At 68.6% G+C, this 25,445-nt stretch carries 22 protein-coding genes; 14 read left to right on the top strand and 8 right to left on the bottom strand.

All coding sequences use genetic code 11. The annotated features are described in order from the left end of the window. The first annotated feature begins 24 nt into the window (after positions 1-24). Entirely contained in the window at positions 25-843 is an 819-nt protein-coding gene (locus tag CDO87_RS11125; RefSeq protein ID WP_100928844.1) for a sulfotransferase family protein, read from the top strand. An 11-nt stretch (positions 844-854) separates the two neighbouring features. Here the strand turns inward: CDO87_RS11125 and CDO87_RS11120 are convergent, their stop codons facing one another. Continuing rightward, positions 855-1,079, bottom strand: a complete 225-nt coding sequence (locus tag CDO87_RS11120; protein WP_100928843.1) for a DUF2798 domain-containing protein — start codon at positions 1,077-1,079, stop codon at positions 855-857. A gap of 8 nt (positions 1,080-1,087) precedes the next feature. Then, on the bottom strand, positions 1,088-1,672 hold the full coding sequence (locus CDO87_RS11115) for a DUF1285 domain-containing protein (RefSeq protein ID WP_100928842.1): 585 nt from the start codon (positions 1,670-1,672) through the stop codon (positions 1,088-1,090). A 69-nt stretch (positions 1,673-1,741) separates the two neighbouring features. Here CDO87_RS11115 and CDO87_RS11110 point away from each other — a divergent pair, with 69 nt between their 5' ends. From CDO87_RS11110 to CDO87_RS11095, 4 genes are read left to right on the top strand one after another with little or no spacing between them, the layout of a single operon-like run. After that, a complete protein-coding gene (locus tag CDO87_RS11110; protein WP_100928841.1) occupies positions 1,742-2,749 on the top strand; it encodes a MoxR family ATPase in 1,008 nt (335 codons plus the stop codon). Continuing rightward, positions 2,746-3,621: a DUF58 domain-containing protein gene (locus CDO87_RS11105; protein WP_100928840.1), complete on the top strand. Its 876-nt coding sequence runs from the start codon at positions 2,746-2,748 to the stop codon at positions 3,619-3,621. Before CDO87_RS11110 ends, CDO87_RS11105 begins: the two co-directional genes overlap by 4 nt. After that, positions 3,618-6,398, top strand: a complete 2,781-nt coding sequence (locus tag CDO87_RS11100) for a DUF4159 domain-containing protein (protein WP_100928839.1) — start codon at positions 3,618-3,620, stop codon at positions 6,396-6,398. The genes CDO87_RS11105 and CDO87_RS11100 overlap by 4 nt, the downstream gene beginning before the upstream one ends. Then, on the top strand, positions 6,395-8,437 hold the full coding sequence (locus tag CDO87_RS11095; protein WP_100928838.1) for a glutamine amidotransferase: 2,043 nt from the start codon (positions 6,395-6,397) through the stop codon (positions 8,435-8,437). Before CDO87_RS11100 ends, CDO87_RS11095 begins: the two co-directional genes overlap by 4 nt. A gap of 179 nt (positions 8,438-8,616) precedes the next feature. Here CDO87_RS11095 and CDO87_RS11090 read toward each other — a convergent pair whose 3' ends face one another. Together CDO87_RS11090 and CDO87_RS11085 are read right to left on the bottom strand one after the other, a co-directional pair. Further along, entirely contained in the window at positions 8,617-9,327 is a 711-nt protein-coding gene (locus tag CDO87_RS11090; RefSeq protein ID WP_100928837.1) for a DUF599 domain-containing protein, read from the bottom strand. Position 9,328: 1 nt separating this feature from the next. Next, positions 9,329-9,739 carry a CopD family protein gene (locus tag CDO87_RS11085; protein ID WP_100928836.1) on the bottom strand — a complete coding sequence of 137 codons (411 nt, stop codon included), beginning with the start codon at positions 9,737-9,739 and terminating at the stop codon, positions 9,329-9,331. 171 nt (positions 9,740-9,910) lie between these two features. Here CDO87_RS11085 and CDO87_RS11080 point away from each other — a divergent pair, with 171 nt between their 5' ends. From CDO87_RS11080 to CDO87_RS11040, 9 genes are all read left to right on the top strand, one after another. Further along, positions 9,911-11,356 (top strand): FAD-linked oxidase C-terminal domain-containing protein, encoded by a 1,446-nt coding sequence (locus CDO87_RS11080; protein WP_100928835.1) that lies wholly within the window; start codon positions 9,911-9,913, stop codon positions 11,354-11,356. A gap of 62 nt (positions 11,357-11,418) precedes the next feature. Continuing rightward, positions 11,419-12,531 (top strand): FAD-binding protein, encoded by a 1,113-nt coding sequence (locus tag CDO87_RS11075; protein WP_100928834.1) that lies wholly within the window; start codon positions 11,419-11,421, stop codon positions 12,529-12,531. After that, a complete protein-coding gene (locus tag CDO87_RS11070) occupies positions 12,531-12,869 on the top strand; it encodes a hypothetical protein (RefSeq protein WP_100928833.1) in 339 nt (112 codons plus the stop codon). The genes CDO87_RS11075 and CDO87_RS11070 overlap by 1 nt, the downstream gene beginning before the upstream one ends. Positions 12,870-12,885: 16 nt before the next feature. Further along, positions 12,886-14,244 carry a glycolate oxidase subunit GlcF gene (glcF, locus tag CDO87_RS11065; protein ID WP_100928832.1) on the top strand — a complete coding sequence of 453 codons (1,359 nt, stop codon included), beginning with the start codon at positions 12,886-12,888 and terminating at the stop codon, positions 14,242-14,244. 165 nt (positions 14,245-14,409) lie between these two features. Continuing rightward, positions 14,410-15,132 carry a serine protease gene (locus tag CDO87_RS11060; protein ID WP_100930930.1) on the top strand — a complete coding sequence of 241 codons (723 nt, stop codon included), beginning with the start codon at positions 14,410-14,412 and terminating at the stop codon, positions 15,130-15,132. A gap of 56 nt (positions 15,133-15,188) precedes the next feature. Beyond that, entirely contained in the window at positions 15,189-15,926 is a 738-nt protein-coding gene (locus tag CDO87_RS11055; RefSeq protein WP_157814971.1) for a trypsin-like peptidase domain-containing protein, read from the top strand. Between the two features lie 141 nt (positions 15,927-16,067). Next, positions 16,068-17,804 carry an autotransporter domain-containing protein gene (locus CDO87_RS11050; RefSeq protein WP_100928831.1) on the top strand — a complete coding sequence of 579 codons (1,737 nt, stop codon included), beginning with the start codon at positions 16,068-16,070 and terminating at the stop codon, positions 17,802-17,804. Positions 17,805-18,006: 202 nt separating this feature from the next. Further along, entirely contained in the window at positions 18,007-18,480 is a 474-nt protein-coding gene (locus tag CDO87_RS11045; RefSeq protein ID WP_100928830.1) for an Hsp20 family protein, read from the top strand. An 88-nt stretch (positions 18,481-18,568) separates the two neighbouring features. Further along, positions 18,569-19,465, top strand: a complete 897-nt coding sequence (locus CDO87_RS11040; RefSeq protein WP_198521866.1) for a LysR family transcriptional regulator — start codon at positions 18,569-18,571, stop codon at positions 19,463-19,465. Here the strand turns inward: CDO87_RS11040 and CDO87_RS11035 are convergent. From CDO87_RS11035 to CDO87_RS11020, 4 genes are all read right to left on the bottom strand, one after another. After that, entirely contained in the window at positions 19,462-20,010 is a 549-nt protein-coding gene (locus tag CDO87_RS11035; RefSeq protein ID WP_157814970.1) for a hypothetical protein, read from the bottom strand. The two genes, CDO87_RS11040 and CDO87_RS11035, sit on opposite strands and share 4 nt — an antisense overlap. A gap of 345 nt (positions 20,011-20,355) precedes the next feature. Then, positions 20,356-22,539 (bottom strand): esterase-like activity of phytase family protein, encoded by a 2,184-nt coding sequence (locus tag CDO87_RS11030; protein WP_100928828.1) that lies wholly within the window; start codon positions 22,537-22,539, stop codon positions 20,356-20,358. Positions 22,540-22,746: 207 nt separating this feature from the next. After that, complete coding sequence (locus CDO87_RS11025; RefSeq protein ID WP_100928827.1) at positions 22,747-24,867, bottom strand: VWA domain-containing protein; 2,121 nt, start codon at positions 24,865-24,867, stop codon at positions 22,747-22,749. After that, the gene (locus CDO87_RS11020; protein ID WP_198521865.1) at positions 24,864-25,409 is read right to left on the bottom strand and encodes an RNA polymerase sigma factor; all 546 of its coding nucleotides are present in this window, start codon (positions 25,407-25,409) and stop codon (positions 24,864-24,866) included. Before CDO87_RS11020 ends, CDO87_RS11025 begins: the two co-directional genes overlap by 4 nt. Positions 25,410-25,445: the final 36 nt, after the last annotated feature.

Raw genomic sequence — 25,445 nt, 5'->3', positions numbered from 1 at the left:
AACTGACGGACCGAGGCAAGAGGCATGGGCTTTCCAGGCACCTGGATGACCGAGAGCGAGAGCGTGGTGTACCGCGTGGTGCCGAAGTGCGCCTGTTCGACCATCGGCCAGATCATGTATTATTCCGATCACGGCGAATTCTTCGACGGCGACATCCACGATGCCACATCGGGCATGCACAAGTGGGCCATCGAGGAGAGCCAGCCGAAGATCAAGGCGAACGTGAAGACGCGCACGTCCTATGCCTTTACCTGCGTGCGCAACCCCTACACCCGCATCCTGTCGTCGTTCTTCGACAAGATCTGCGGCATCCAGCGCAACGGGAAACGCTACCGCGGCAACCTCGTGCCGCTGTTGATCCAGAAGTACGGGATCGAGGTCGGCGGCGATGACGGCAAGGACGACTTCGACCAGATCCGCAGCTTTCGCCGGTTCCTGCTGTTCGCCCGCGACACCATCCGCTGGCGCCGCCCGATGGAGCCGGACATCCACTGGTCGGCCGTGTCGGGCCATGTCTCGACCTTCATCGTCAACGGCGGGCGCTACAACAAGATCTTCTGGACCGAGGCGTTCAACGACGGAATGCAGGAGGTGCTGAACCACATCGACACCCCGCATACCATCGACCTGAACAACATCCCCCGCTTCAACGAGAGCGAGGGACACGGGCCGAAGCGGGCGCATCCGGTCGAGGACTACTTCGACGACCTGTCGATGCATCTGGTCTACGAGATCTACAAGCGCGACTTCGACCTGTTCAAATACGATTTCGAGAACCCCGGCAACAAGATGCCGGTGGGCGAGATCGACCTCGACGAGGTGCACGCCAAGCTGGGCGACTGACGCGCGCGCCATCAGCGCCGGGTGTTGCGGTCCACGAAGCGGCGCACGCGCGGCGCGATCAGAAGGACCGCGGGAAAGGCGATCATCCAGGACGAGGCCCAGGCGCTCATCCACAGGAAGAAGAAGTCGGCGGGCAGGCCCACGGCCCGCAGCGTCGCCACGCCCGACACGATCAGCGACATCAGGCCGGAAAGCATGAACCCGAAGATCACGGGCGCCAGTCTGGGGTGGATCATCTGCAGTATCAGCCTTCGGGGAGTTCGTCCGAGGGGATGATCCGGAAGAATTCGCCGGAAGACCAGAGGCCGAACCACCCGTCGTGATGCGCGCCGATCTCGACAAGGCGGTAGAAACTTTTCCGGTCGATCAGCGCTTCGAGATTCGCACGCACGAGGACATACGGCGAAGGTTCGCCGGTTTCCGGGTCGCGGGTCACGCGGATCGGGTGGTCCGGCCCCGCCACGGCGGTGTCACCGACATGTGTATGGAACGTGAGGACCTGCGCTTCGCCGCTGCCCTCGGCGGTGAAATCGACCGCCACGAAGGGCGCGTCGTCCACCGTGATGCCGACCTTTTCGACAGGCGTGACAAGGAAGTAGTCGTCGCCGTCCTTGCGCAGGATCGACGAGAAAAGCCTTACAAGTTCGAAGCGGCCGATGGGCGTGCCCAGGTAGAACCACGTCCCGTCCCGCGCGATGCGCATGTCGAGATCGCCGCAGAACGGCGGATTCCACTTGTGGACCGGCGGCAGACCCTTGCCCTTTTTTGCGGCACGGGCGGAGGCGGCGATGCCATCGGCGGAGGGAGTCACGAGATTTTGTGTGCTCATTGCTTTTGCCATTAAGCTGCCAGAGGATACATTCTGACCAAGAGTATAGTCCCTGAACGGAGAGACGCCATGGCAGAGGCCGAAGATCTGGTTGCCGACATTGAGGCGCTGGAAGAGAAACTGGCCGAGGCCAAGAGATCCATCACCGCACGGTTCATCGGGCAGGAGCGGGTCGTCGACCTCACCCTGTCGGCGATGCTTTGCGGCGGACACGCGCTGCTGATCGGCCTTCCCGGCCTCGGCAAGACGCGCCTGGTGGAGACGCTGTCGACCGTCATGGGCCTGAAGGGCAACCGCGTGCAGTTCACGCCGGACCTGATGCCCGCCGACATTCTGGGTTCGGAGGTGCTGGAGACCGGTGCCGACGGCACCCGCACCTTCAAGTTCATCGAAGGCCCGATCTTCTGCCAGCTTCTGATGGCGGACGAGATCAACCGCGCTTCTCCCCGTACCCAGTCGGCCCTGCTGCAGGCGATGCAGGAAAAGCAGGTGACCGTTGCGGGGGAAACGCGCGGGCTGGAGGCTCCGTTCCACGTGCTCGCCACGCAGAACCCGATCGAACAGGAAGGGACCTATCCGCTGCCCGAGGCGCAGCTTGACCGTTTCCTCGTGCAGATCGACGTGGCCTACCCCGACCGCAAGACGGAGAAGGACATCCTATTGGCGACCACCGGCACCGAGGAGGCGCAGTCGCACCAGGTGTTCAGCGCCGAGGAGCTGATCACCGCGCAGCACCTTCTGCGCCGGATGCCGGTGGGCGACGCGGTGGTCGAGATGATCCTCGACCTCGTGCGCGCCTTCCGCCCCGACGACGAGTCCGCCCCGGAGCGGGTGAAGGAGATCGTGGCATGGGGTCCCGGCCCGCGCGCCGCGCAGGCGCTGATGCTGACGGTGCGCGCCCGCGCGCTGTTGCAGGGCCGCCTTGCGCCGTCGCCGGAGGACGTGCTGGACATGGCGAAACCCGTGCTGGTGCACCGCATGGCGCTGACCTTCTCGGCCCGGGCGCGCGGCGAGGATCTTGGCAGGCTGATCGACGAGGTGGCCGGGGCGATGACCCCGCGTGAGGCCGCCGCGTGAGTTCGGTCGCCCACCTTCGCACCCGCGCACAGATCGAGGCGAGCCGGTTTCCGGCCCTTCTTGCCCGCGCGGAGCATCTGGCCGGGACCGTCCTTCTGGGCGATCACGGCCGGCGGCGTGCGGGGCTGGGCGACGACTTCTGGCAGTACCGTCCGCTGCGCGCGGGGGATTCGTTCCGGCAGATCGACTGGCGGCGCTCCGCCCGCGGCGACGAGCAGTTCGTGCGGGAGCGCGAGTGGCAGATCGCCCAGTCGGTGCAGATGTGGGTCGATCCCGGCGCGTCGCTGCGGTTCTCCTCGCACAAGGACCTGCCTACCAAGGCGGACCGCGCGCGGCTGGTGGCGCTGGCCGCCGCCGTTCTGCTGATCCGGGGTGGGGAGCGTGTCGGCCTGACCGGCTGGGACTTGCCGCCGCGCCGGGGCGACGCGCAAACGCTGCGGCTGGCCGAGTATTTCAGCGACGAGGGGGAGGACGACTATGCCGAACCCGAATCGCGCGGGATGCTGCCGAACGCCAAGGCGCTGTTCGTTTCGGATTTCCTCGGCGACGTGGCGCCGGTGGAGGCCGCGCTGACCAAGGCGGCTGACCGCGGTGTGCGCGGCGTGCTTCTGCAGGTGCTCGACCCGTCGGAAGAGGCGTTCCCGTTCAACGGCCGGACGATCTTCGAATCGGTGAACCGGACGCTGCGCTACGAGACGCTGAAGGCCGGCGAGCTGAAGGAGCGTTACCTCGAACGGCTGGCCGAGCGCAAGGCGCGGCTGGATCATCTATGCCGCCTGACCGGCTGGCAGCATTTCACCCATCACACCAACAACACGGCGCAATCGGCCCTCCTGTGGGTCTATCGTGCGCTGGACGGGAGCCAGGGATGACATTGTTCGGACTGGGCTTTACCGCGCCCTGGCTGTTGCTCGGGCTGCTCGCGCTGCCGATCCTCTGGGTCATCCTGCGCGCCGTCCCGCCCGCGCCGATCCGGCGGATGTTTCCTGCCGTGGTCCTGCTGCTGGGCCTGAAGGACGAAGAGCAGGTCACCGACCGGACGCCGTGGTGGCTGCTTCTGCTCAGGATGCTCGCGGTCGCCGCGGTGATCGTGGGCCTGGCCGGGCCGGTCCTGAACCCGCGCGACGAGACAGAGGCGGCGGGCAACGGTCCGCTTCTGGTGGTGATGGACGCAAGCTGGGCCTCGGCCTCCGACTGGCGGTCGCGGACGATCGCGCTGGAGGGCCTGCTGGCCGAGGCGGGGCGCGACGGGCGCACCGTCGCCGTGATGCGCCTGACCGCGCCCGAAGCGCCGCAGTTCCTGTCGGCGGACGTGCTGCGCAGCCGCCTGTCGGGCATCCTGCCGGAACCGTGGGAACCCGACGCCGCGCGCATGGCCGAGGCGGCAGAGATGCTGCCGGACGGCGCCTTTGACACCTACTGGATGTCCGACGGGCTGGAGCGGGAGGGCCGCGAGACGCTGGCCGACGCGCTGGAAACCCACGGCGCGCTGACCGTCTTCGAGGCGCCGCGCAACCTGTTGGCTCTGGAACCGGCGACGCTGGAGGACGGCAACCTCGCCTTCACCCTCCGCCGCCTGCGCGAGGGACCGGAGGTGGAGGTCGTGCTGGAAGGCCACGGCAAGGACCCGGCGGGCAACCCCGCGGTGCTGATGCGCCAGCCCGTCACCTTCGAAAGCGGCGCGCTGGCGGCAGAGACGGAGCTGTCCCTGCCTTCGGAACTGCGCGCCCGGATCGAACGGTTCGAGGTGGCGGGCGCCGACAGCGCCGGGGCCGTCACGCTGCCCGACGACAGCCTGCGGCGGCGCGAGGTGGCGCTGATTTCCGCTCGCGAGGACCGCGAGGGGCTGCAACTGCTCGACCCGCTGCACTACCTGCGCAAGGCGCTGGAACCGACAGCGGACCTGCTTGAGACCGACCTCGGCACCGTGCTGCCCGCGAACCCGGACGTGATCGTCCTGGCCGATATTGCCCGGCTGACGGGCAAGGAGGCGGCGGACGTGCTGGACTGGGTCGACAGCGGCGGCACGCTGTTGCGCTTTGGCGGGCCGCGCATGGCGGCGTCGGACGTGTCGCGCGACACCGAGGACCCGCTGATGCCGGTGCGGCTGCGCGCCGGGGGCCGCAGCGTCGGCGGCGCCATGAGCTGGGGGGAGCCCAAGACGCTGGCCCCCTTCACCGAGGACAGCCCGTTCTTCGGGCTGGAGATTCCCGACGACGTGACCATCGAGAGCCAGGTGATGGCGCAGCCGGACCCGACGCTGGCCGACCGCGTGATCGCCCAGCTTGCGGACGGCACGCCGCTGGTGACGCGGCAGTCCATCGGCCAGGGACAGGTGATCCTGTTCCACGTCACGGCCAACGCCGAGTGGTCGACGCTGCCGCTGTCGGGCCTCTTCGTGCAGATGCTGGAACGGCTGGCAGTGTCCTCCGCCATGGTGCAACCGGATGTTAACGATCTGGAAGGCACGATCTGGCAACCTGCGCTTGTGCTCGATGCGTTCGGCGTCCCGCAGGAGGCAGGCACCCTGCCCGGCGTGGACGGACCGGCGCTGCTGACCGCGGCCCTCGGGCCGGACCTGCGCCCGGGCCTGTACGAAGGGGAGGACCGCGCCCTGGCCCGGAACGTCGTCACCGCCGAGACGGAGCTGCTGCCGGTCGCATGGCCGGACGGCGTCACCGTCGAGGGGCTGAACCGCCCGCAGGAAACGCCGCTGGCGGGCTGGCTGCTGGCCGCCTCGATCCTGATGCTGCTGGTGGACGTGGTCGCCTCGCTCGCGCTGTCCGGGCGGCTGCGCGGTGCCGTGGCGGCGGGTCTCGTTCTGGCGATGATGGGCGGAATGCCCCTGCCCGGCCACGCGCAGGAGGTGGTGGAACAGGCCGAGTCGGAGGATGACGCACAAGCCATCGCCGCCACGTCCGAAGTGGTGCTGGCCCATGTCCTGACCGGAGACGACCGGCTGGACGAGGTGGCCCATGCGGGGCTGCGCGGGCTGTCGGACACCCTGTATTTCCGCACGTCGGTGGAACCGGCGGAGCCCATCGGCGTGAACCTCGAAACCGACGAGCTGGCGTTTTACCCGCTGCTCTACTGGCCGATCACCCCCGGTCAGCCGACCCCCTCGGCCGAGGCCTACGCCAAGCTCAACACCTACCTGCGGTCCGGCGGGATGATCCTGTTCGACACGCGCGACGCCGATGTGGCGGGCTTCGGCGCAGGCACGCCGGAGGGGCGCAAGCTGCAGGAACTGGCGGCGCCGCTCGATGTGCCGCCGCTTGAGCCGATCCCGCAGGACCACGTGCTGACCCGCACCTTCTACCTGCTGAACGACTTTCCCGGCCGATACCAGGGCCGCGGCATCTGGGTCGAGGCGGCCCCGCCCGACGCGGCGCTGATCGAGGGGATGCCGTTCCGCGACCTCAACGACAACGTGACCCCGGTGGTGATCGGCGGCAACGACTGGGCATCGGCCTGGGCGATGGATGAGACCGGCATGCCGCTGGTGCCCATCGGCCGCGGCTTTACCGGCGAACGCCAGCGCGAGATCGCCTACCGGTTCGGAGTGAACCTCGTGATGCATGTGCTGACAGGCAATTACAAAAGCGACCAGGTCCACGTGCCTGCGTTGCTGGACAGGCTGGGCCAATGAACGCGGGACAAATCGTCTTCGACCCGCTCCTGCCGTGGGTGGTGATCTACGCGCTGGCGGCACTGGCCTTTGCGGGCGTGGTGCTGGCACTCTGGCGCGGGCTGAAGGGCTGGCCGCTGCGCTTCCTCGCCGGGCTGGTGCTGGTGGCCGCGCTGGCGCAGCCCTCGTGGCAGATGGAGGACCGCGCGCCGCTGTCGGACATCGTGCTGATGCTGGTGGACGAGACCGCCTCGCAACGGCTGGCGGAGCGTGCAGGCGTGACCTCCGACGCCGCCGACACGATGGAGGCGCAGCTTCTCGCCCGCCCCAACACCGAGGTCCGGCGCATCCCCGTCCCCGATGGCGAGGGCGACGCGGGCAGCCAGCTGATGACCGCGCTGTCGCAGGCCCTGGCAGAAGAACCGCGCGGCCGCGTCGCCGGTGTGGTGCTGCTGTCCGACGGGCGGCTGCACGACCTCGAACGCCTGCCCGACCTGCCCGCGCCGATGCACCTGCTGCTGACCGGGCAGGAGGACGACTGGGACCGCCGCCTGATCGTGAAGAACGCCCCGGCCTTCGCCATCCTCGGCGAGGAGGTCGAGCTGACGCTCCGGATCGAGGACGAGGGCGCGGCCCCTGACGAGGCCATGACCGACCTGCAGATCTCCATCGACGGGTCGGAACCGCAGACCTTCCGCGTCGCCATCGGCGAGGACCACGCCCTGCCGATCACCCTGCCTCACGGCGGCCTGAACGTGATCGAGTTCATCGTGCCCGAGGCAGAGGGCGAGCTGACCGACCGCAACAACCGCGCGCTGGTGCAGATCAACGGCGTCCGCGACCGTCTGCGCGTGCTGCTGGTGTCGGGCGAACCCCACGCCGGGGGCCGGACCTGGCGCAACCTGCTGAAATCCGACAGCTCCGTCGACCTGGTGCACTTCACCATCCTGCGGCCGCCGGAAAAGCAGGACGGCGTGCCGGTGTCGGAGCTTTCGCTGATCGCCTTCCCGACGCGCGAGCTGTTCCTCGAGAAGATCGACGACTTCGATCTCATCATCTTCGACCGCTACAAGCGGCGCGGCATCCTGCCCGCCATCTACCTCGACAACGTGCGCAACTACGTCGAGAAGGGCGGCGCGGTGCTGATCGCCGCCGGGCCGGACTTCGCCTCGGCGGATTCGATCTACCGCTCGCCCCTGGCCGACATCCTGCCCGCCGAACCCACGGCGCGGGTCATCGAACAGGGCTACCGCCCGGCGGTGACCGAACTGGGCCAGCGCCACCCCGTCACGGCGGGCCTGACCGGGGCGGACACCTGGGGCCGCTGGCTGCGGCAGGTGGAGGTCGAACCCGTCTCCGGCGAGGTGGTGATGCAGGGCGTCGACGACCGCCCGCTCCTCGTGCTCGATCGCGTCGGCGAAGGCCGCGTGGCGCTGCTTGCCTCCGATCACGCCTGGCTCTGGAACCGCGGCTACGAGGGCGGCGGCCCGCAGCTCGAACTCCTGCGCAGGCTGGCCCACTGGATGATGAAGGAACCAGAGCTGGAGGAAGAGGCGCTCTGGGCCGAACCCACAGGCCAGACCATGCGCATCATCCGCCGCTCGCTGACCGACGACGTGGGCGACGTGGAAGTCACCGGTCCGGACGGCGAAACCGTGACCGTCCCGCTCGAAGAGGTCAGCCCCGGCCGCTTCGAAGGCATCTACGACGGCCCGGAAATCGGCCTCTACCGCCTCAAGGAGGACGATCTGGAAGCGGTCGTGGGCCTCGGCCCCGCCGCCCCGCGCGAATTCATCCAGACCATCGCCAGCGGCGCCGCGCTGGAACCGGCCATCGACTCGCTGCGCGGCGGTATCCTCCGGCTCGAGGAGGGCGTGCCCTCCGTGCGCAACGTGCGGCAGGGCCGCCCCGCCGCCGGGCGCGGCTGGATCGGCCTGACCCCGCGCGACGCGTTCGAGACGCTGGACATCCGCCAGACCCCGCTGATGCCGCCCTGGCTGGTGCTGATCCTCGCCGCCGCGATGATCGTCGGCGCCTGGCTGCGCGAAGGCCGCAGCTGACAACCGCGCCTCAAGGCTTCAACCGGCCCCTCTTCATCTTGGCAACAAATACCTCGGGAGGCCCGAAGGGCGGGGGCAGCGCCCCCTCCGCCGCCGGGACGACGCGGGCAACCGGCCAGAAGCGCAACAGGACGTAGGGCGGAGGTCTCCTCCGCCCCCCCGCAGCCAGAACCCGCGCCTCAGCGCCCTGTGATGTCCGACGGGTCCAGAAGCACCGCGCGGGAATGCGACCAGAACTCCCGCCGCAGGATCACGGCAGTGGTCACGAGGGTCGCCGCGATCAGTGCCCATGCGCCGATCAGCCAGGCCGAGGCGCCGATCCCGAAATAGACGGAGCGCAGGCCGCGGTTGTAGCTGCGGGCGCCCGCGATGTTGATCTCCGCCGCCTTGCGGGCGCGGGGCAGCGTCGCCGGGTCTTCGGGATCGTTCGGCACCGCCGCCATCAGGACAGAGGTGTAGCCGAACAGGCGGTGCGACCAGACGAACTTCAGGAAGGCGTTGGAGGCGAAGAGCAGCATCAGGATCAGCTTGATCTCCAGCACCACCACCGGGTCGGTGGAGGGGGTCAGATCCTGCGCCACGCCCTGCAGCCGCTCGGCATTGCCCAGCAGGGCAAAGCCGCCGCCTATGGCGATCATCGAGGCGGAGGCGAAGAACGAGGTGCCCTGCCTCAGGCTCGCGACGATCTGGCTGTCGAAGATGCGCGGGTTGCGGGTGACGAAGGCCTCCATCCATTCCCGCCGGTAACGCGCCATCAGGGCCGAGACGGAGGGGCGCCACGCCGGCGGATGCTCGATCACCAGGGTCGCCGCGACCCATGCCGCCAGCAGGAAGCCGACCGCCACCACGTCGATCATGGCGAAGCCGGCGATGACCGCCTGCCAGTCCATCTCAGAACGGCTGCACGACCACGACCCAGAGGATCGCGATGGTGCCGATGACGGAGACCTCGTTGAAGATGCGCAGGAACATGTCGCTTTCGCGGAACTCGCCCTTCTGCGCGCGGCGCACCAGCCTGCCGGTCCACAGGTAATGCACCGCCAGCAGCGCCACCAGCGTGGCCTTCAGGTGCAGCCATGCGGGCCAGCCGAGCCAGGTGCCGTACCAGACGCCGGTGACGATGGCGATCACCCCCAGCCCGAAGGAAAAGCGGTAGAGCCGGAAGGTCAGGTCGCCCAGCGGGCCGTTCTCTCCCAGCCAGGCGTGTTCGCGCTTCCAGTAGATCAGCGCGCGCGGCACCGCGAAGATGGACGTCATCCAGCCCATGACGCACAGGATGTGTATGATCTTGACCCAGGCCATCGGCATGCTCCGTTTTCGGCACCTGACTCCGATGGCCCGGAAAGTGCAAGCCGGGCGCGCGAATTTGACTCGCCTGCAGGGGTTTTTGGTTATATGACTTGACCAATTGCCGCGTTCTTGGTCGCCACCTGCGCGCCGGGACAGGCTGCAGACCCGAGGGAGGTGCCACCCATGCAGATGCCGGAACCGGACGGCGCGATCCTTGCCCGCAAGTCGCGCATCGTGGAGCGGCTTGCCGCGGTGTCGCCGCGCGGCGTGATCTCCGAACCTTCCGAGGTGCGCGCCTACGAGTGCGACGCGCTGACCGCGTACCGCTGCCCGCCGCTGGCGGTGGTGCTGCCGTCCTCGACCGAGGAGGTCGCGGCCGTGCTGAAGGTCTGCCACGAGGAAGGCGTGCCTGTGGTGCCGCGCGGCTCCGGCACCTCGCTGGCGGGCGGGGCGCTGCCCACCGCGGATTCGGTGATCCTCGGGGTGTCGCGGATGAACGCGGTGCTTGAGACCGATTACGAGAACCGCTTCATCCGGGTGCAGACCGGGCGCACCAACCTGAGCGTCACCGGCGCGGTGGAGGAGGAGGATTTCTTCTACGCGCCCGACCCGTCCTCGCAACTGGCCTGCGCGATTGCCGGGAACATCGCGATGAACTCCGGCGGGGCGCATTGCCTGAAGTACGGCGTGACCACCAACAACCTGATGGGCGTGACCATGGTGCTGATGGACGGCACGGTGGTGGAGCTGGGGGGCGCGTATCTGGATGCCGGCGGGCTCGACCTGCTGGGCGTGGTCTGCGGGTCCGAAGGGCAGCTCGGCGTGGTGACGGAGGCGACCCTGCGCATCCTGCGCAAGCCGGAGGGCGCGCGCCCGGTGCTGATCGGCTATGCCTCGAACGAGGTGGCGGGCGCCTGCGTCAGCGACATCATCAAGGCGGGCGTGCTGCCGGTGGCGATCGAGTTCATGGACGCGCCCTGCATCCGCGCGACGGAGGATTTCGCCAAGGCGGGCTACCCCGACTGCGAGGCGCTGCTGATCGTGGAGGTCGAGGGCTCGGAAACGGAGATCGCCGAGCAGCTTGCCAAGATCAAGGAGATCGCCCAGCGCCACGACCCGGTGGAGCTGCGCGAGGCGAAGTCCGCCGACGAGGCCGCCCGCATCTGGCTGGGCCGCAAGTCGGCCTTCGGCGCCATGGGCAACATCAATGACTACATGTGCCTCGACGGGACGATCCCGGTGACGGAGCTGCCCTTCGTGCTGAAGCGCATCGGCGAGATGTCGGCGGAATTCGGGCTGGAGGTCGCCAACGTCTTTCACGCTGGCGACGGCAACATGCACCCGCTGATCCTGTTCAACGCCAACGAGCCCGGGCAGCTGGAGCTCTGCGAGCGGTTCGGGGCAGAGATCCTGAAGCTCTGTGTCGAGGTCGGCGGCTGCCTGACCGGCGAGCACGGCGTGGGCATCGAGAAGCGCGACCTGATGACCCACCAGTACGCGCCCGAAGACCTCGAGGCGCAGATGGCGGTGAAGGACGTCTTCGACCCGAAGTGGCTGCTGAACCCGGCGAAGGTGTTCCCGCTGGCGTCCTCCGAGGGACGGCGCGTGGTGGCCCTTGCGGCGGAGTAGCCGGGGTTCCACCCCGGACCCCGGAGTATTTGGAAAGCAAAGAAGCACGAAGGGCAGGCGAGATGAGACCAGGGAGCGAGGCGGAACTGGCCGAGGCGGTGCGCGGGGCGCAGGCGCCCCTGCGGGTGTGCGGCGGCGGCACGCGGGCCATCGGCGGCGGCGGCGCGGCGGCGGTGCTGGAAACCGGCGGCGTCACGGGCGTGTCGCTCTACGAGCCGGGCGCCTTGACGCTGGTGGCAGCGGCGGGCACGCCTCTGTCGGAGATCGAGGCGGTGCTGGATGCGGAGGGCCAGCGTCTGGCGTTCGAGCCGATGGACCATCGCGGGCTGCTGGGCACCGAGGGGGTTTCGACCATCGGCGGGGTGGTGGCGGCGAATGTGTCGGGCCCGCGACGTGTGCAGGCCGGGGCCTGCCGGGATTTCCTGCTGGGTGTGCGTTTCGTCGACGGCACCGGTACGGTGGTGAAGAACGGCGGGCGGGTGATGAAGAACGTCACGGGCTACGACCTCGTGAAACTGATGGCGGGGTCGCGCGGCACGCTGGGGGTGTTGACTGAGGTCAGCCTGAAGGTGCTGCCGAAGCCCGAGGCCGCGGCCTCGGTCCTGATCGACGGGCTGGGCGACGCGGCGGCGGTTGCGGCTATGGCCCGCGCACTGGGGTCGCCCTACGACCTGACCGGGGCGGCGCATCTGCCGGTGGGGCCGGACGGCGATCCGCTGACCCTGCTGCGGATCGAAGGCTTTGCCGGGTCGGTCGCGTATCGCGCGGGCCAGCTGGCGGCGCTGTTCGGCGGACAGGCGGTGCGGGTCGAGAGCGATCCGGAGGTGGTGGCGGAGGCCTGGGCCGACGTGCGCGACGTGGCGCCGATGCACGGCCGGGAGGGCGACGTCTGGCGCATCCACTGCAAGCCCTCGGATGCGCCGGGGCTGGTCGCCCGGCTGGAGCCGCGCGCGGTGCTGTATGACTGGGGCGGCGGCCTGATCTGGGCTTTGACGCCCACCGGCACGGATGCGCGGGCCAGACTCGGGGCCTTCGACGGCCATGCGACGCGTGTGCGGGGCCGCGGCCCCACGCCGGTCTTCCCGCCGGAGCCGGCGCCCGTGGCGGCCCTGTCGCGGGCGATCCGGGCGCGGTTCGATCCGCGCGGCATCTTCGACCCCGGTACGTTGCACTGATGACCTGGCCGGTCGTCGGAGCCTTCCTCGTGACCTTCGTGGCCGGCCCGCTGCTGTGCGCCGGGCTGCTGCGCCTGCCCTCCACCCTGCGCGTTCTGGCCGGGCTGGCCATGGCGGTGGTGGCGGGCATGGGCGCCGCGCTCTGGCTCGAGCCGCGCGCGCCGCTGCCGTCGCTTTTGCTGCTGTGGGCCGGGTGGGTCACGGCTGTGGCGATGGTGGGCCACGCGCTTTACCGCCGGCTGGAGGGCCGCCGCGCCCGCCGCTGGATCACCGTAATTGCCATACTGGCCACAACCCTGCCGTGGTTCGGACTGGCCACCGCCCGGCTGATGGCCTGAAGACCCAGAGAGACACATGCAGACCAATTTCACCAAAGAGCAGCTTGCCGATGCGGGCACCGCGCGCGCCAACGAAATCCTGCGGGCCTGCGTGCATTGCGGGTTCTGCACCGCCACCTGCCCCACCTACCAGGTGCTGGGCGACGAGCTGGACAGCCCGCGGGGCCGCATCTACCTGATCAAGGACATGCTGGAGAACGAGCGGGTGCCGGACGCGGATACGGTCAAACACATCGACCGCTGCCTGTCCTGCCTCGCCTGCATGACCACCTGCCCCTCCGGCGTGCACTACATGCATCTCGTCGACCATGCCCGCGCCTATATCGAGGAGCGTTATGAGCGCCCCCGGTCCGAGCGTGCGCTGCGCTGGCTCCTGGCGCGCATCCTGCCCTATCCGGGCCGGTTCCGGCTGGCGCTGCTGGGGGCGAAGATCGGGCGTCCCTTCGCCCGGCTGATCCCCGATGCGCGGCTGCGCGCGATGATGGAGATGGCGCCGAAGCAGGTGCCGCCGGTGTCGCGCAACGACGATCCGCAGAGCTTTGCGCCCGAGGCGCCCAAGCGGATGCGCGTGGCGCTGATGACCGGCTGCGCGCAGCGGGCGCTGAACACCGACATCAACGATGCGACGATCCGGCTGCTGACGCGGCTCGGGTGCGAGGTCGTGGTGGCCGAGGGCGCGGGCTGCTGCGGGTCGCTGACGCACCACATGGGCAAGTCCGAAGAGGCGCATGGCACCGCGGGCAAGAACATCCGGGCCTGGGCGCGCGAGATGGACGGCGCGGGGCTGGATGCGGTGGTGATCAACACCTCGGGCTGCGGCACGACGGTGAAGGACTATGGCCACATGTTCCGCGAGACGCCGCTGGCCGCGGACGCCGCGCGGGTGGCGGCCATCGCGCGGGACGTGACGGAGGTGCTGGCCGAGCTGATGCCGGAAACGGCAGAGGCAGACCTCGGCCCGGCGCGCATGGGGATTGCCGGGATCGACCGGCCGGACACCGCGGACGCGCCCGGCGGGACGGGGCCGTTGCGGGTTGCCTATCACGCGGCCTGTTCGCTCCAGCACGGGCAGAAGATCAAGGGCACGCCCAAGGCGCTGCTGAAACGCGCGGGCTTCGAGGTGGTGGAACCCGCCGACAGCCACCTGTGCTGTGGCTCGGCAGGGACCTACAACCTGATGCAGCCGGAGATCTCGAAACAGCTCAAGGCGCGGAAGGTCCAGACGCTGGAGGCGAAGGCGCCGGACGTGATCGCGGCGGGCAACATCGGCTGCATGATGCAGATCGGCTCGGGCACGGGGGTGCCGGTGGTGCACACCGTCGAACTGCTGGACTGGGCGACCGGCGGACCGAAGCCCCCGGCGCTGCAGGTTTGATCTTGTTGACCGTTCGTCAGTCGTGCGATCTAGCTTTGATGCGCCGCATTTTCGCCCTGAAAAACGGGTAAACCGCGCGCAAAGAGGAAAGACCACGTGCGCGCGATTTTCGCCATCTGCCTGATCCTGCTGTCGACCAATGCCCCTGCACAGGGGCTTTTCTCGATGGAGAGCACGGAGGGCGCGCGGCGGTGGGAAGCGGTCGGGCGGCTGGAGATCGCCGGAGAGGCCTTCTGCACCGGCGCGCTCATTTCGCCGAGCCTTGTGCTGACGGCGGCGCATTGCCTGTTCGATCCGGCGACCGGGGCGCGGGTGCCGATCGATGACATCCAGTTCCTTGCCGGGTGGCGCAACGGGCGGGCGGCGGCCTACCGGCGCACCCGCAAGGCGATGCCGCATCCGGAGTACGACTTCACCTCGTCCGACAGCGTGGCGCGGGTGGGGCACGACATCGCCCTGATCGAGCTGCAGCATCCGATCCGCAACACGACCGTCCTGCCCTTCGGCACCAGCGACCTGCCCGGTCCCGGCGCGGAGGTGGGCGTCGTCTCCTACGCCCACAACAGGTCGGAGGCGCCCTCGATGCAGGATCTCTGCACGGTGATCGCGCATCAGTTCGACATGCTGGTCCTGTCCTGCAGCGTCGATTTCGGCGCCTCCGGGTCGCCGGTCTTTGCCTTCGACACGAATGGCGAGGCACGGATCGTGTCGGTCATCTCGGCCAAGGCCGAGGCGGACGGGAAGGCGGTGTCGCTGGCCGTCGACCTGCTGAAGCCGCTGAAGGAGCTGCGCGCGGCGCTGGCGGTGGCGCAGGACCCCGGCAACGGTCTGGAACCGATGGCCGCGGGCGCCCGGCGCGAGACAGGTGCGAAATTCGTGAAGCCCTGAGATACGCCGCGCTCGGCCTCCTGGGCGGGCTGGGGCTGGCCACCGGCGCGGCTGCATTGACGGGATGGGAGGCGGTGGGCCGGCTGCGCAGCGGCGAGGGGTATTGCACCGGTACGCTGATCGAGGCCGACATCGTCCTGACCGCCGCCCATTGCCTGCATGACGACGACGGGCGGCCGGTTGTGCCGCAAGGGGTGTGGTTCGAGGTCGGCTTCGGCTCCGGCGCCCCTGCGGTGCGTCGGGGCGTGACCGACTGGGTGATATCGCCCGGGTACAGCGACATCGGCGGGATCGAGCTGGACGAGGCGATGATCGCCAACGACGTCGCCCTGCTGCGTTTGTCCGAGGCCATCCCGCCCGAGGACGCCCGCCCCATCGCGCTGCACCCGGCACAGGCACCGGAAAAGACCGTCTACCTCGCGCCCTACGGCGACGCACTGCACCGTGGCGCGTCGGTGCCGCGGTCCTGCGGGCTGCTGGCGCGCTACGCGGGCGGCATCCTCCTGTTCGACTGCAAGGCGGGCTACGGCGCTTCGGGCGCGCCGATCCTGGCGGAACAGGGCGGCGGGCTGCGCATCCTGTCGCTGGTCTCCGCCACCGGCACCGACGAGGACGGCGCGGCGCGTGTCTTCGGGATGGAGCTGACGACCCATGTGGTCATCCTGAAGGACCGGCTGACACGCCACGCGGCCCCGCCCGCCCGGACGCGGACAAATGTCCTGTCAGGCGGCGCAAAGGGGTCCGGAGGCGCACGTTTCGTGCGTGCACCGGGTAAGGCTGCACCAAAAGATTGAGCATTCCGAACCGCTTGGGGACACCTGTTTCCGCCGCGCAACAAGGTTAACGCATCGTAAATTTGCCCCCTATGCGGACGGGTAGGGTTTTGGCAACTTGGCCGCAGCAGACACCAGCTTTTTTTTCGGTGAGGGGACATAATGTTCAAGACTTTTCTCGCAGCCTCCACGGCGATGACGCTCGCCCTGGCCGGGCCCGCGCACGCGCAAAGCGCAACCTCCAACATCATCTTCATGATGGATGAGTCGGGCTCCATGTCCGGCGAGCAGGACTTCCTGACTCAGTTCGTGCTCGACCTCGACGCCGCGCTGGCTGTCGGTGGCTTCGGCAGCCGCAACTACGGCCTGATGGGCTTTGCCGCGGGTTCCACCAATCCGGGCCTGATCCGCGAGTTCAGCATCGGCGGCAGCCAGCTTGGCAACGCCACGGACCTTTCGGCGGCGACGACCAACCTGACCACGCCGGGCGGCACCGAAGACGGCTATGCCGCCATCGACTACGTGCTCAAGAACTACACGATCCCCGCCGGCAACACGACGCTGGTGCTTATCACCGACGAAGACCGTGACGACACCACCGGCGGCAGCCTCCTGTTCGCAGACGTGCTGAGCGCGATCCAGACCGCCGGTGCGAACCTCGTCGCGATGGTCGACATCGGTATCCTCGACGCCAACAACGACACCGCGATCTCCACCGACGGCACCACCACGCTGGTGCAGACCGGCACCACCTTTACCTCGACCGCACACGGCAGCTTCACCGGCGGCTTCGGCACGACCGAAGCGGACTACGCCGACCTCGCGCTGGCCACCAACGGCGGCTGTGTCGCCGACCTCAACCAGCTGCGGCTTGGCGGCGACGCCGCCGCGGCCTTCGCGCTGGCCTTCCAGACCTGCGTCATCAACGCGGCCACAGATGGCGGGATCAAGTTCATCCTGACCACCGACATCTTCCGCAACTCCTCGATGACCGTCGCGCAGAACATCCGCGCGCAGATCCGCATCCTGGCGCTGGTGAAAAGCTACATCGGCACCGGCGGCTTCTACTCGACCCAGGGCAATGCCATCGTCAACGACATGCTGGGGATCGAAGGCCTGCGCGGCTACGCTTTTGCCACCGCATCGTCCGGCTCCGCCTCCGGCGGCACCGACCTCAGCGGCAAGGGCCTGACCATCGGCGCCGACTACACCTTCCAGACGCAGCAGTACCTGTTCCGCACCGGTATCGCGTTCAGCGGCCTGAACTCGTCCAGCGACGCCAGCGGCTTCGACTCCGACAGCGACACCAAGACGGCGAACATCTACGGCCTGTACCAGGCGGCGAGCGGCCTGCAGCTGTATGGTGACATCACCGCCGGCCGCACCGACCACGATTACACCATGCTGTTCCCGACCGGCACCGCGTCCGGCTCCACCGAGAGCGACTACCGCGCCGCTTCTCTGGAGCTGGGTCAGCGCTTTGCCCTCGGCGGCAACGCCGCGAACATCCTGATGCCCTATGTCGGCGTGTCGCGCGAAATGCTGGAAGTCGACAGCTTCACCGCAAGCAACGGCGCCATCGTCCCGGGTTACGACCAGACCACGACCTTCGGCAAGCTGGGCGTGCGCTGGGAAAAGACGACGCCGGTCAGCTTCGGCGCCCTGCACACCGATGTCGACTTCTCGTGGAACCGCGTGATGAACGAGGACATCGACGTCAACAGCGGCGGCACCGTCACGGCGACGCCGGGCAGCACCGACGACGACCGCTTCGACCTCGCCCTGAACTTCGGTATCGACACCAAGGCGGGCGGCCGCGTCATCATGACCCTCGCCGGCTCCAAGAGCGAGAACGTCCGCATGGGCACCGTCGGCCTCGGCTACGAAATGAAGTTCTGATCCAACGATCACAACCTCGCGAGAGCGCCCCGGAGAACCGTCTCCGGGGCGCTTTTTCGTGTGCGGACGGCTCTTGAAACGCGCGCGCGACATTCCCAATTTTCCTGTACCGGAACGCCTCTGACAGGGTTCCGGGAACTGGAAATACGGCCTGTCCCCGATGGGAAGGCCGGACACAGGTATCGCTCAACTGGAGGATTCCATGCGACATTTCGATTTTGCTCCGCTCTACCGTGCATCCGTCGGCTTTGACCAGCTGGCCGAGATGATGGACCGCGTCCTGTCCAACGACGCGCCGCAGCCGGGCTATCCCCCGTACAACATCGAGAAGACCGCCGACGACGCCTACCGCATCTCCATCGCGGTGGCCGGCTTTGCCGACAGCGACCTCGGCGTCGAGGTGAAGGAAAACGCGCTGGTCGTCTCGGCCCGCAAGGCGGACGAGGACGAGGGCCGCACCTACCTGCACCGCGGCATCGCAACCCGCGCCTTCGAGCGCCGCTTCCACCTTGCCGACCATGTCCGCGTCACCGGCGCCACCCATGAGAACGGCATGCTGCACATCGACCTGAAGCGCGAGATCCCTGAGGCGCTGAAGCCGCGCCGGATCGAGATCGCGAAGCCGGAGGTCAAGGCGGTCGAGAAGGATGTCGTGGACGCCGAAACCGTCAACTGACATCTGACCGATACGACGACCGGGAGGGGGCCTTGTGCCCCCTCTTTTGCTTTTGACGCCCTTGGGGGTGTCATCCATACAGGATTGCATGGACTGGCGCTCTGTCACTTTCGACTGGAACCGCGCGCGGGCGTTCCTCGTCACCGCCGAGGAAGGATCACTTTCGGCGGCGGCGCGGGCATTGGGCATGACCCAGCCGACGCTGGGGCGGCAGGTCACGGCGCTGGAGGAAGAGCTGGGCGTCGTGCTGTTCGAACGGGTCGGGCGCGGTCTGGTGCTGACGGACTCGGGCACGCGGCTGGTCGAACATGTGCGCGCCATGGGCGAGGCGGCGGTGGCCGTGTCGCTGGCCGCCACCGGACAGGCGACGGACGTGTCCGGCCCGGTCGCCATCGCCGCACCGGAGCTCTACTCCATGTGGCTGCTGCCGCCGGTCCTGAAGCGGCTGGCGGAGATCGCCCCCGGCATCCGGGTGGAGGTCGTGTCCTCCAACCGCATGAGCGACCTGAAGCGGCGCGAGGCGGACATTGCCGTGCGCAACGCCGCGCCGGACCAGCCCGACCTGATCGGCAAGCGCCTGACGGACGACACCGCCGGGTTCTTCGCCAGCGCGGATTACGCCGCAAGCCTTGGCCCGGTGCGCGGACCGGAGGACCTGAGCTCGGCGCGGTTCATCGGTTTCGAGGAAAACGCCCCCTTCATCGCGGCGCTGACGCAGCGCGGCGTGACTGTGACGGAGGCGAGCTTTGGCCTGCGCACCACCTCTCACGCGGTGCATTGGGAAGCCGCGCGGCAGGGGCTGGGGATCGGCGTCGGGCCGGTCACGCTGGGCAGCGGCGACCCGTTGCTGGTGCGGGTCCTGCCGGAGATCACCTTCGACTACCCCGTGTGGCTGGTGGCGCACCGGGAGCTTAAGACAAGCCCGCGGGTGCGCATCGTCTGGGACCTGCTGGCAGAGATGCTGCCGCGCCTGATGAAGGGTTAGCGGTCGCGGTCGTTCCGGCCGGAGTAAGCCCAGCTGACACGGCGCAGCAGGTCCTCCCTCGGCAGCACGCGGCCGGTTTCCACCAGCCACAGCGTCGCCGACAGCCGGTCGGCAAAGCGGAAGGCCCAGAGGAACGCCCAGAGCGCCAGCCCGAAGGACACCAGCATCCCGAAGGGCGTGGTCCGCGCCAGCATCGCCGCCACGCCCGCGACGACGATGGCGGACCAGACCTGCACCTCTGCCCGCATCCGGGTGGCGACCTGCGCGGGGGTAGGTGTTTCCTCTGCCCTGGAGCGGCCCAGCAGAAGCGCCTCCAGCCACCGCTGGCGGCGTTGCGCGTTGATGTAGCTGGGGGGAAGCTGATCCCGGTCGAGCAGGTCGTTGGCGATGTTGTCGTCCAGCCAGCAGATCCGCAGCGTGGCGAACACCGCCAGCAGCGCGCTTGCCGACGGAGCGAGGCTGAGGGCACCGAACGCCCCTGCCGCCACGGCCAGCGCGCCCGCCACAATGCACAGAACGAAAGACAATTCAGGATCCTCCGGCATCGAACCCTCCCCGTGGATGCTGCCGAAGTCTGGCACACAAGGTTTAAGGCCCGGTTGTCTTCAGACGGCGCGAAAAAACGCACCTGTGAAAGACGTAGGTCAACCATGACGGGAGACCAGAGAAGATCGCGTTGCCCATGTCCAACCAGTTGCGGGCCATAGGCCAGTCGCACCGGGCGCGGGGCCTTCGAAGGCACCCATTCGCTCCCATCAGGCGACCACTCGCATGACGATGGGAGGCGGACCGTAGATCGCCGGCCAGAGGCCGTGCCCGGAACGGACGCGCAAACGGAAAGCGCCCCGCAGGGATCTGCGGGGCGCCTTGGGTTTGTCGCAAAATGCGGCTCAGTTGGCGGCGGTGTTGGCCGTGCCCGCCTTCCAGAAGAACGTCTCGCCCGAGCTGTCGTCCACGCCGTCGTTGTCGGTGGAAGCCCAGATCGTGCCGTCGGCGGTGATCGCAAGGCCCTCGATCTTGTCGACCACGTAGCCGCCCTGCGCCTGCAGCATCGGGATCAGGTCGACGACCTCTTCCTTCGAGACGACCGGCAGATCGCCGCCCAGCGGCGCTGCGACCATCTCGGCTGCGGGGATGCGGTAGATCTTCTTGGTCACCGCCTCCGCGCCGATCTGGTTGTCACGCTCGATGACGTAGACCCAGTCGCCATGGGCCACGATCTCGGACAGGCCGACCCAGCCCTTTTCCGGCGCGGCCTTCTCGTAACGCACGGCGCCCCATTCCTCGGTCTCGAGGTTGTAGGCCACCAGCTTCACGGTGTTCTCCGGATCGTCCTTCCACTCCCGCTGGACGGCCATCCAGAGGGTGTCGCCGATCTTCGTGATCCCTTCGAAGCCGAAGCGGACCTCGTTGTTCAAGAGCTCCGCGGGCAGGCCGATCTCGTCCTCGATCTCGCCCTCGGCGTTCACGTGGTAGATCGCGTGCGGGATGACTCGGTCGGTGCGGCCCTCGGAAGCCACCCAGAAGCCGCCCTCGCCGTCCAGCGTGATGCCTTCCATGTCGAGCTTCTGCGCCGGCATGCCGTTGCGGGTGACCGGCAGGGCACGGGTGATGCGCGCCGGGGTCTGCGACGGGTCGATGGTGAAGATCGTCGGCTGGTAGCCGTAGAAGCTGTCGTTGACGGCGTAGATCATGCCGTCCTCGCCTGCCACCATGCCGGAGTTCGCCCCCCAGCCGATCAGCTCGTCCGCTCCTTCGGAGGTGATCTGCGGATAGGCGGCCGGGGCATCCTGGTATTCGTAGATCATCACGTGCGCCCGCACGCCGCCGTCCTCGATCAGGTCCGCCTCGTTGGCGGTGACGAAGAGGTTGCGCTCCGGGATGGCTATGGCGCCTTCGGGCGCGATGCCGGAGGGCAGGAGCTGCCTGAACACCGGGTTCGCCGGGTCGGTGGTGTCGTAAACGGAGACGGTGGAGGACCGCTCGCCCAGCACGAAGGCGTAGGGCGTGCCGCCGAAGGTGGCGAATTCCATGCCTTCCGGTTCCACGCCCTTCGCGTCGGACCGCTTGTCGGGGTAGTGCCCGGCCTGGATGATCGGCGTCTCGAAGTCGGAGCCGCTCTCGAAGACCTCTGTGCCGTCCTTGGCGAAGACGGTAATGGAGCGGGAGCCGCCGTCCATGTCACCCTCGTTCGCCAGCATGAAGTGAGTGTCGTCCAGCCATTGCACGCCGTCGGGCTCGCGCAGGCGGCCCGGCTGCTCGCTGTCGAACACCAGCGAGGCGCGGTCGTCCTCCGTGTCGATGCGGGTCAGGTCCACGGCACCGGCGGGGAAGTGCGCCATCACCGCGTTGTCCGCGCCGATCACCACGATGTGGTTGTTTTCCTGCAGGGTGACGACGATCTCGCCCAGCCCGTTCACGTCGACGAATTCCGGCTCCGGGTCCTCGCCCGCGATCCCGGCCAGGCCGGTCACGTCGATCCTGACCACGTCGCAGTTCATCGCGCCGTTCTCGATCATCACCTTCGAGACCCAGCCTGCCGGCATCTGCGGCACGCGGCCGTCGCCTGCATCCTCGTCGCGCTCGTTCTCGATCGCGGCGACGACGAAGGTGCCCGCATCGTCATGCGCGGTGGAATCGGGCTGGCCGCCCAGGTCGCATTCGCCGGTCAGCTCGCCGGTGGCGAGGTCCATCGACACCAGCTTGCCGCCCGGCTGCGTGTAGGATTCGGAGGTGTTCACGCCGATGTAGGCGGTGTTGCCGATCACCGTGACGGAGGTCGGTTCCCCGCCCACTTCGGTGTTGCCCATGGGCTTCGGCGCCCTGGGATCGGTGATGTCGATGCGGCCCACCACGCCCAGCGGGCTGTCGGTGTAGACCAGCGTCATGCCGTCGTCGGAGGCGGCGATGATCTCGGCGGAGGTCTCGCGTTGCGTGTCCTCGCCCTCGGCCATGTTCAGCGGGGTGGCAAAGGCGGCAATGCGGTTGAAATTCATCTGGCCGTGGCTGTCGGCAAAGGCCGCGCCGGCCGTCAGCGCCAGTGCGCTGGTCAGGCAGATCGAACGGATGGTCATGTGATGGCTCCTGTCAGAATGACGTAGGTGCCGCATTGGTCCCGGGACGTAACAGCGCCGTGACGGTTTTGTTAAGGCGCGGTGAAACCCTGCCTCCGGGGGTGTCCGGGGGCAGGGTTCTTGCAGTTCGGCAGGCGGGACGGCGGGCGGGGCGATGCGCTATGCGCGAGCGTCCGTCCCGGCGTCCCCGTCAGACGTGTGCGCGGGTCAGCGCTGCAGGCTTTCGGCCAGGCGCATCAGGTTGATCGCCTCCTGCCGGTAGCCGAAGGGATCCGCGCCCCGTGCGCCGGTGGCCAGCGCGATGGCGTCGCCCATCGACCAGTCGCCGATCAGGTCGGAGCCTTTCAGGATCTGGCCGAAGCCCGCGATGGCGGCGGCCCAGTCGGCCTGCGGCAGCGCCCCGGCGTCCGACCGCACCGGCGTCTCGATCAGCCTGCTCTCGCTTTCGCCCGGCGCCTTGTAGCGCAGGCGGAGGAAGCCCAGCTCGGCACTCTCCGTGTCCGCCTGATCCGACGCCACCTGCTCCGGCGCATAGCGCAGCGGGTCGGTCATCCGCGCGCCCGAGCCCACCGGCGTGATCTCGTACAGCGCGGTGACCTGATGCCCTGCGCCGATCTCGCCTGCGTCGACCTTGTCGTTGTTGAAGTCCTGGCGGCGCAGGGCGCGGGTCTCGTAGCCGATCAGGCGGTACTCCGCGACCTGCGCGGGGTTCCATTCGACCTGGATCTTCACGTCGTCGGCGATGGGCACCAGTGCGCCGGTCAGCTGGTCCACCAGCACCTTCTGCGCCTCCGACAGCGTGTCGATGTAGGCGGCCATGCCGTTGCCGTGCTGCGCCAGTGCCTGCATCGTCGCGTCGTCGAGGTTGCCGCGCCCGAAGCCCAGCACCGACAGGTAAGTGCCCGTCCCGCGCTGCGTCTCGATGTAGTCCTTCAGCGCGTCGGGATCGCTGATGCCGACGTTGAAGTCACCGTCCGTGGCGAGGATCACCCGGCTGACCGCGCCCTCGCGGGCCATCCCGGTGGCGGTGGCATAGGCCTGTTGCAGACCCGCCTGCCCGGCAGTGCTGCCCCCGGCCTCCAGCCTGTCCAGCGCGTCGAGGATGGTCTGTCGTTCGCTGGCCTTCGTGGGGTCGAGCACCCGGCCCGCGGACCCGGCGTAGGTCACGATGGAGACCATGTCGTCCTCGCCCAGCTGGCCCAGCATCAGGCGGAAGCTCTGCTTCAGGAGCGGCAGCTTGTTGGCGTCCTGCATCGACCCGGAGGTGTCGATCAGGAACACGAGGTTCATCGGCGGGCGGGCGTCCGGCAGCATCCCCTGCAGACCGATCTGCACAAGCTGCGTGCCCTCGCGCCACGGGCTGTCCGACACGCCGATGTGGGTGGCAAAGGGCGCGTCCCCCTCCGGCGCCGGGTAGTCGTAGGAGAAGTAGTTCACCATCTCCTCGATCCGCACCGCGTCCTCCGGCGGCAACATGCCCCGGGTCAGCGAATTGCGGATGATCGACCACGACGCGGTGTCCACGTCGATGGAGAAGGTCGACACCGGGTCCTCTGCCGTCACCTTGATCGGGTTCTGCTCGGCCTCGGGGAACGCCTCCGTGTCCGGCATCGGGGCCGGGACCGGCTCGAACTGCGGGACAGGGGCGGGGGCGATGCCGCCATTCACCCGGCCCGACACGATATTGCCGAAGGTGCCGCCCGGCTGCGGCGCGGCACCGGCAGGCGCCATCGTCCGGGAGGTCGTGGACTGCCGCGCGGGCGCCCCCTGCGGAACGGCGTCCCCGGCCGGGCGGCCGGATATCCGCGGCATGGGAGCATCGGCGGAAAATTCCTCCAGCGCTTCGGTGACGGCGACCGGCGGCAGGGGCGCTTCTGCCATCTCCTCCTCGGCGGCGATTGAAAGGTCGCCCGCATCCGCCTCGCCCGGGGCCAGCGCCTGAACGTCATCGGCCGAGAAGACCTCCGGCTGCGGCGCGGGGTCCGGCGCGGCCACCTCGGTCCGGCCGGCGGTGCCGCCTCCGGTCAGACGGTCGGGCATCCGGGTGACGACCGGGATGACCGCGACAAGCGCCACGGCGGCGAGCGCGGTCGTGGCCGTCAAAACGGCGCGGGTGTTCATCTGAAACAGCATGTGAATGGCTCCTCTGAATATGCCCTTGGGCTGTGATTCAGAGGTCCGACGCGCCGCATCCGCGGTTTCTTGGGTCCGGTCGTAATTTTTCATCGCCAGCGCGATGGCATCGGCCCGGCGCGCCGGGTCGGGCTTCGGCAGCTCGGTGTCGAAGAGATCCTTCAGGTCGTTCAGATCGTCGGCGTCGTCGTTCATTTCGTCACCTCCCGCGCTTCGGCCTCTTTCAAGGCCCGAAGGCGTTTCTTCGCGTCCGAGACGCGCCATGCGACGGTGCCCTCGGGGATGCCGAGGATCTCTGCCGTCTCGGCCTGGCTTATGCCGTCGAGCACCAGCGCCAGCGTCTCGCGCAGGTCGACCGACAGGGCGCCCATCGCCCGTGTCAGCCAGTCGCGCCGCTCCGCCTGTTCGGCGATCTCGGCCTGCCGCGCCTGTTCCCAGTCGCCCCAGCCCTCGGTCGCCTTCATGTAGGTGGCCCGGCGGCGAAAGCGGTCCCGCGCGGCGTTCACGGTGATACGGTAGAGCCAGGTGGTCAGGCGCGCCTCGCCCCGGAAGGACTGCAGCTTGGCGGGCAGCGCCGCGCAGAGATCCTGCGCCAGGTCCTCTGCATCCGCCCGATTGCCGGTCAGGCGGATGGCATAGGCGTAGACGCGGTCGTAGACACGGCCAACCAGCAGGGCGAACGCCTCCCGGTCCCCGTCTGCGGCCGCGCGGGCCAAGGCTTCGTCACTGACATCCATGCGCATCTTGTGACTGAGACGCGCGCCGCGCGCCAT

Origin of the sequence: Sagittula sp. P11, from assembly GCF_002814095.1 — a bacterium.
Taxonomy (GTDB): domain Bacteria; phylum Pseudomonadota; class Alphaproteobacteria; order Rhodobacterales; family Rhodobacteraceae; genus Sagittula.
Note: the sequence above shows the minus strand (reverse complement) of the source record. Positions and strands in the feature narration are given on the sequence as shown.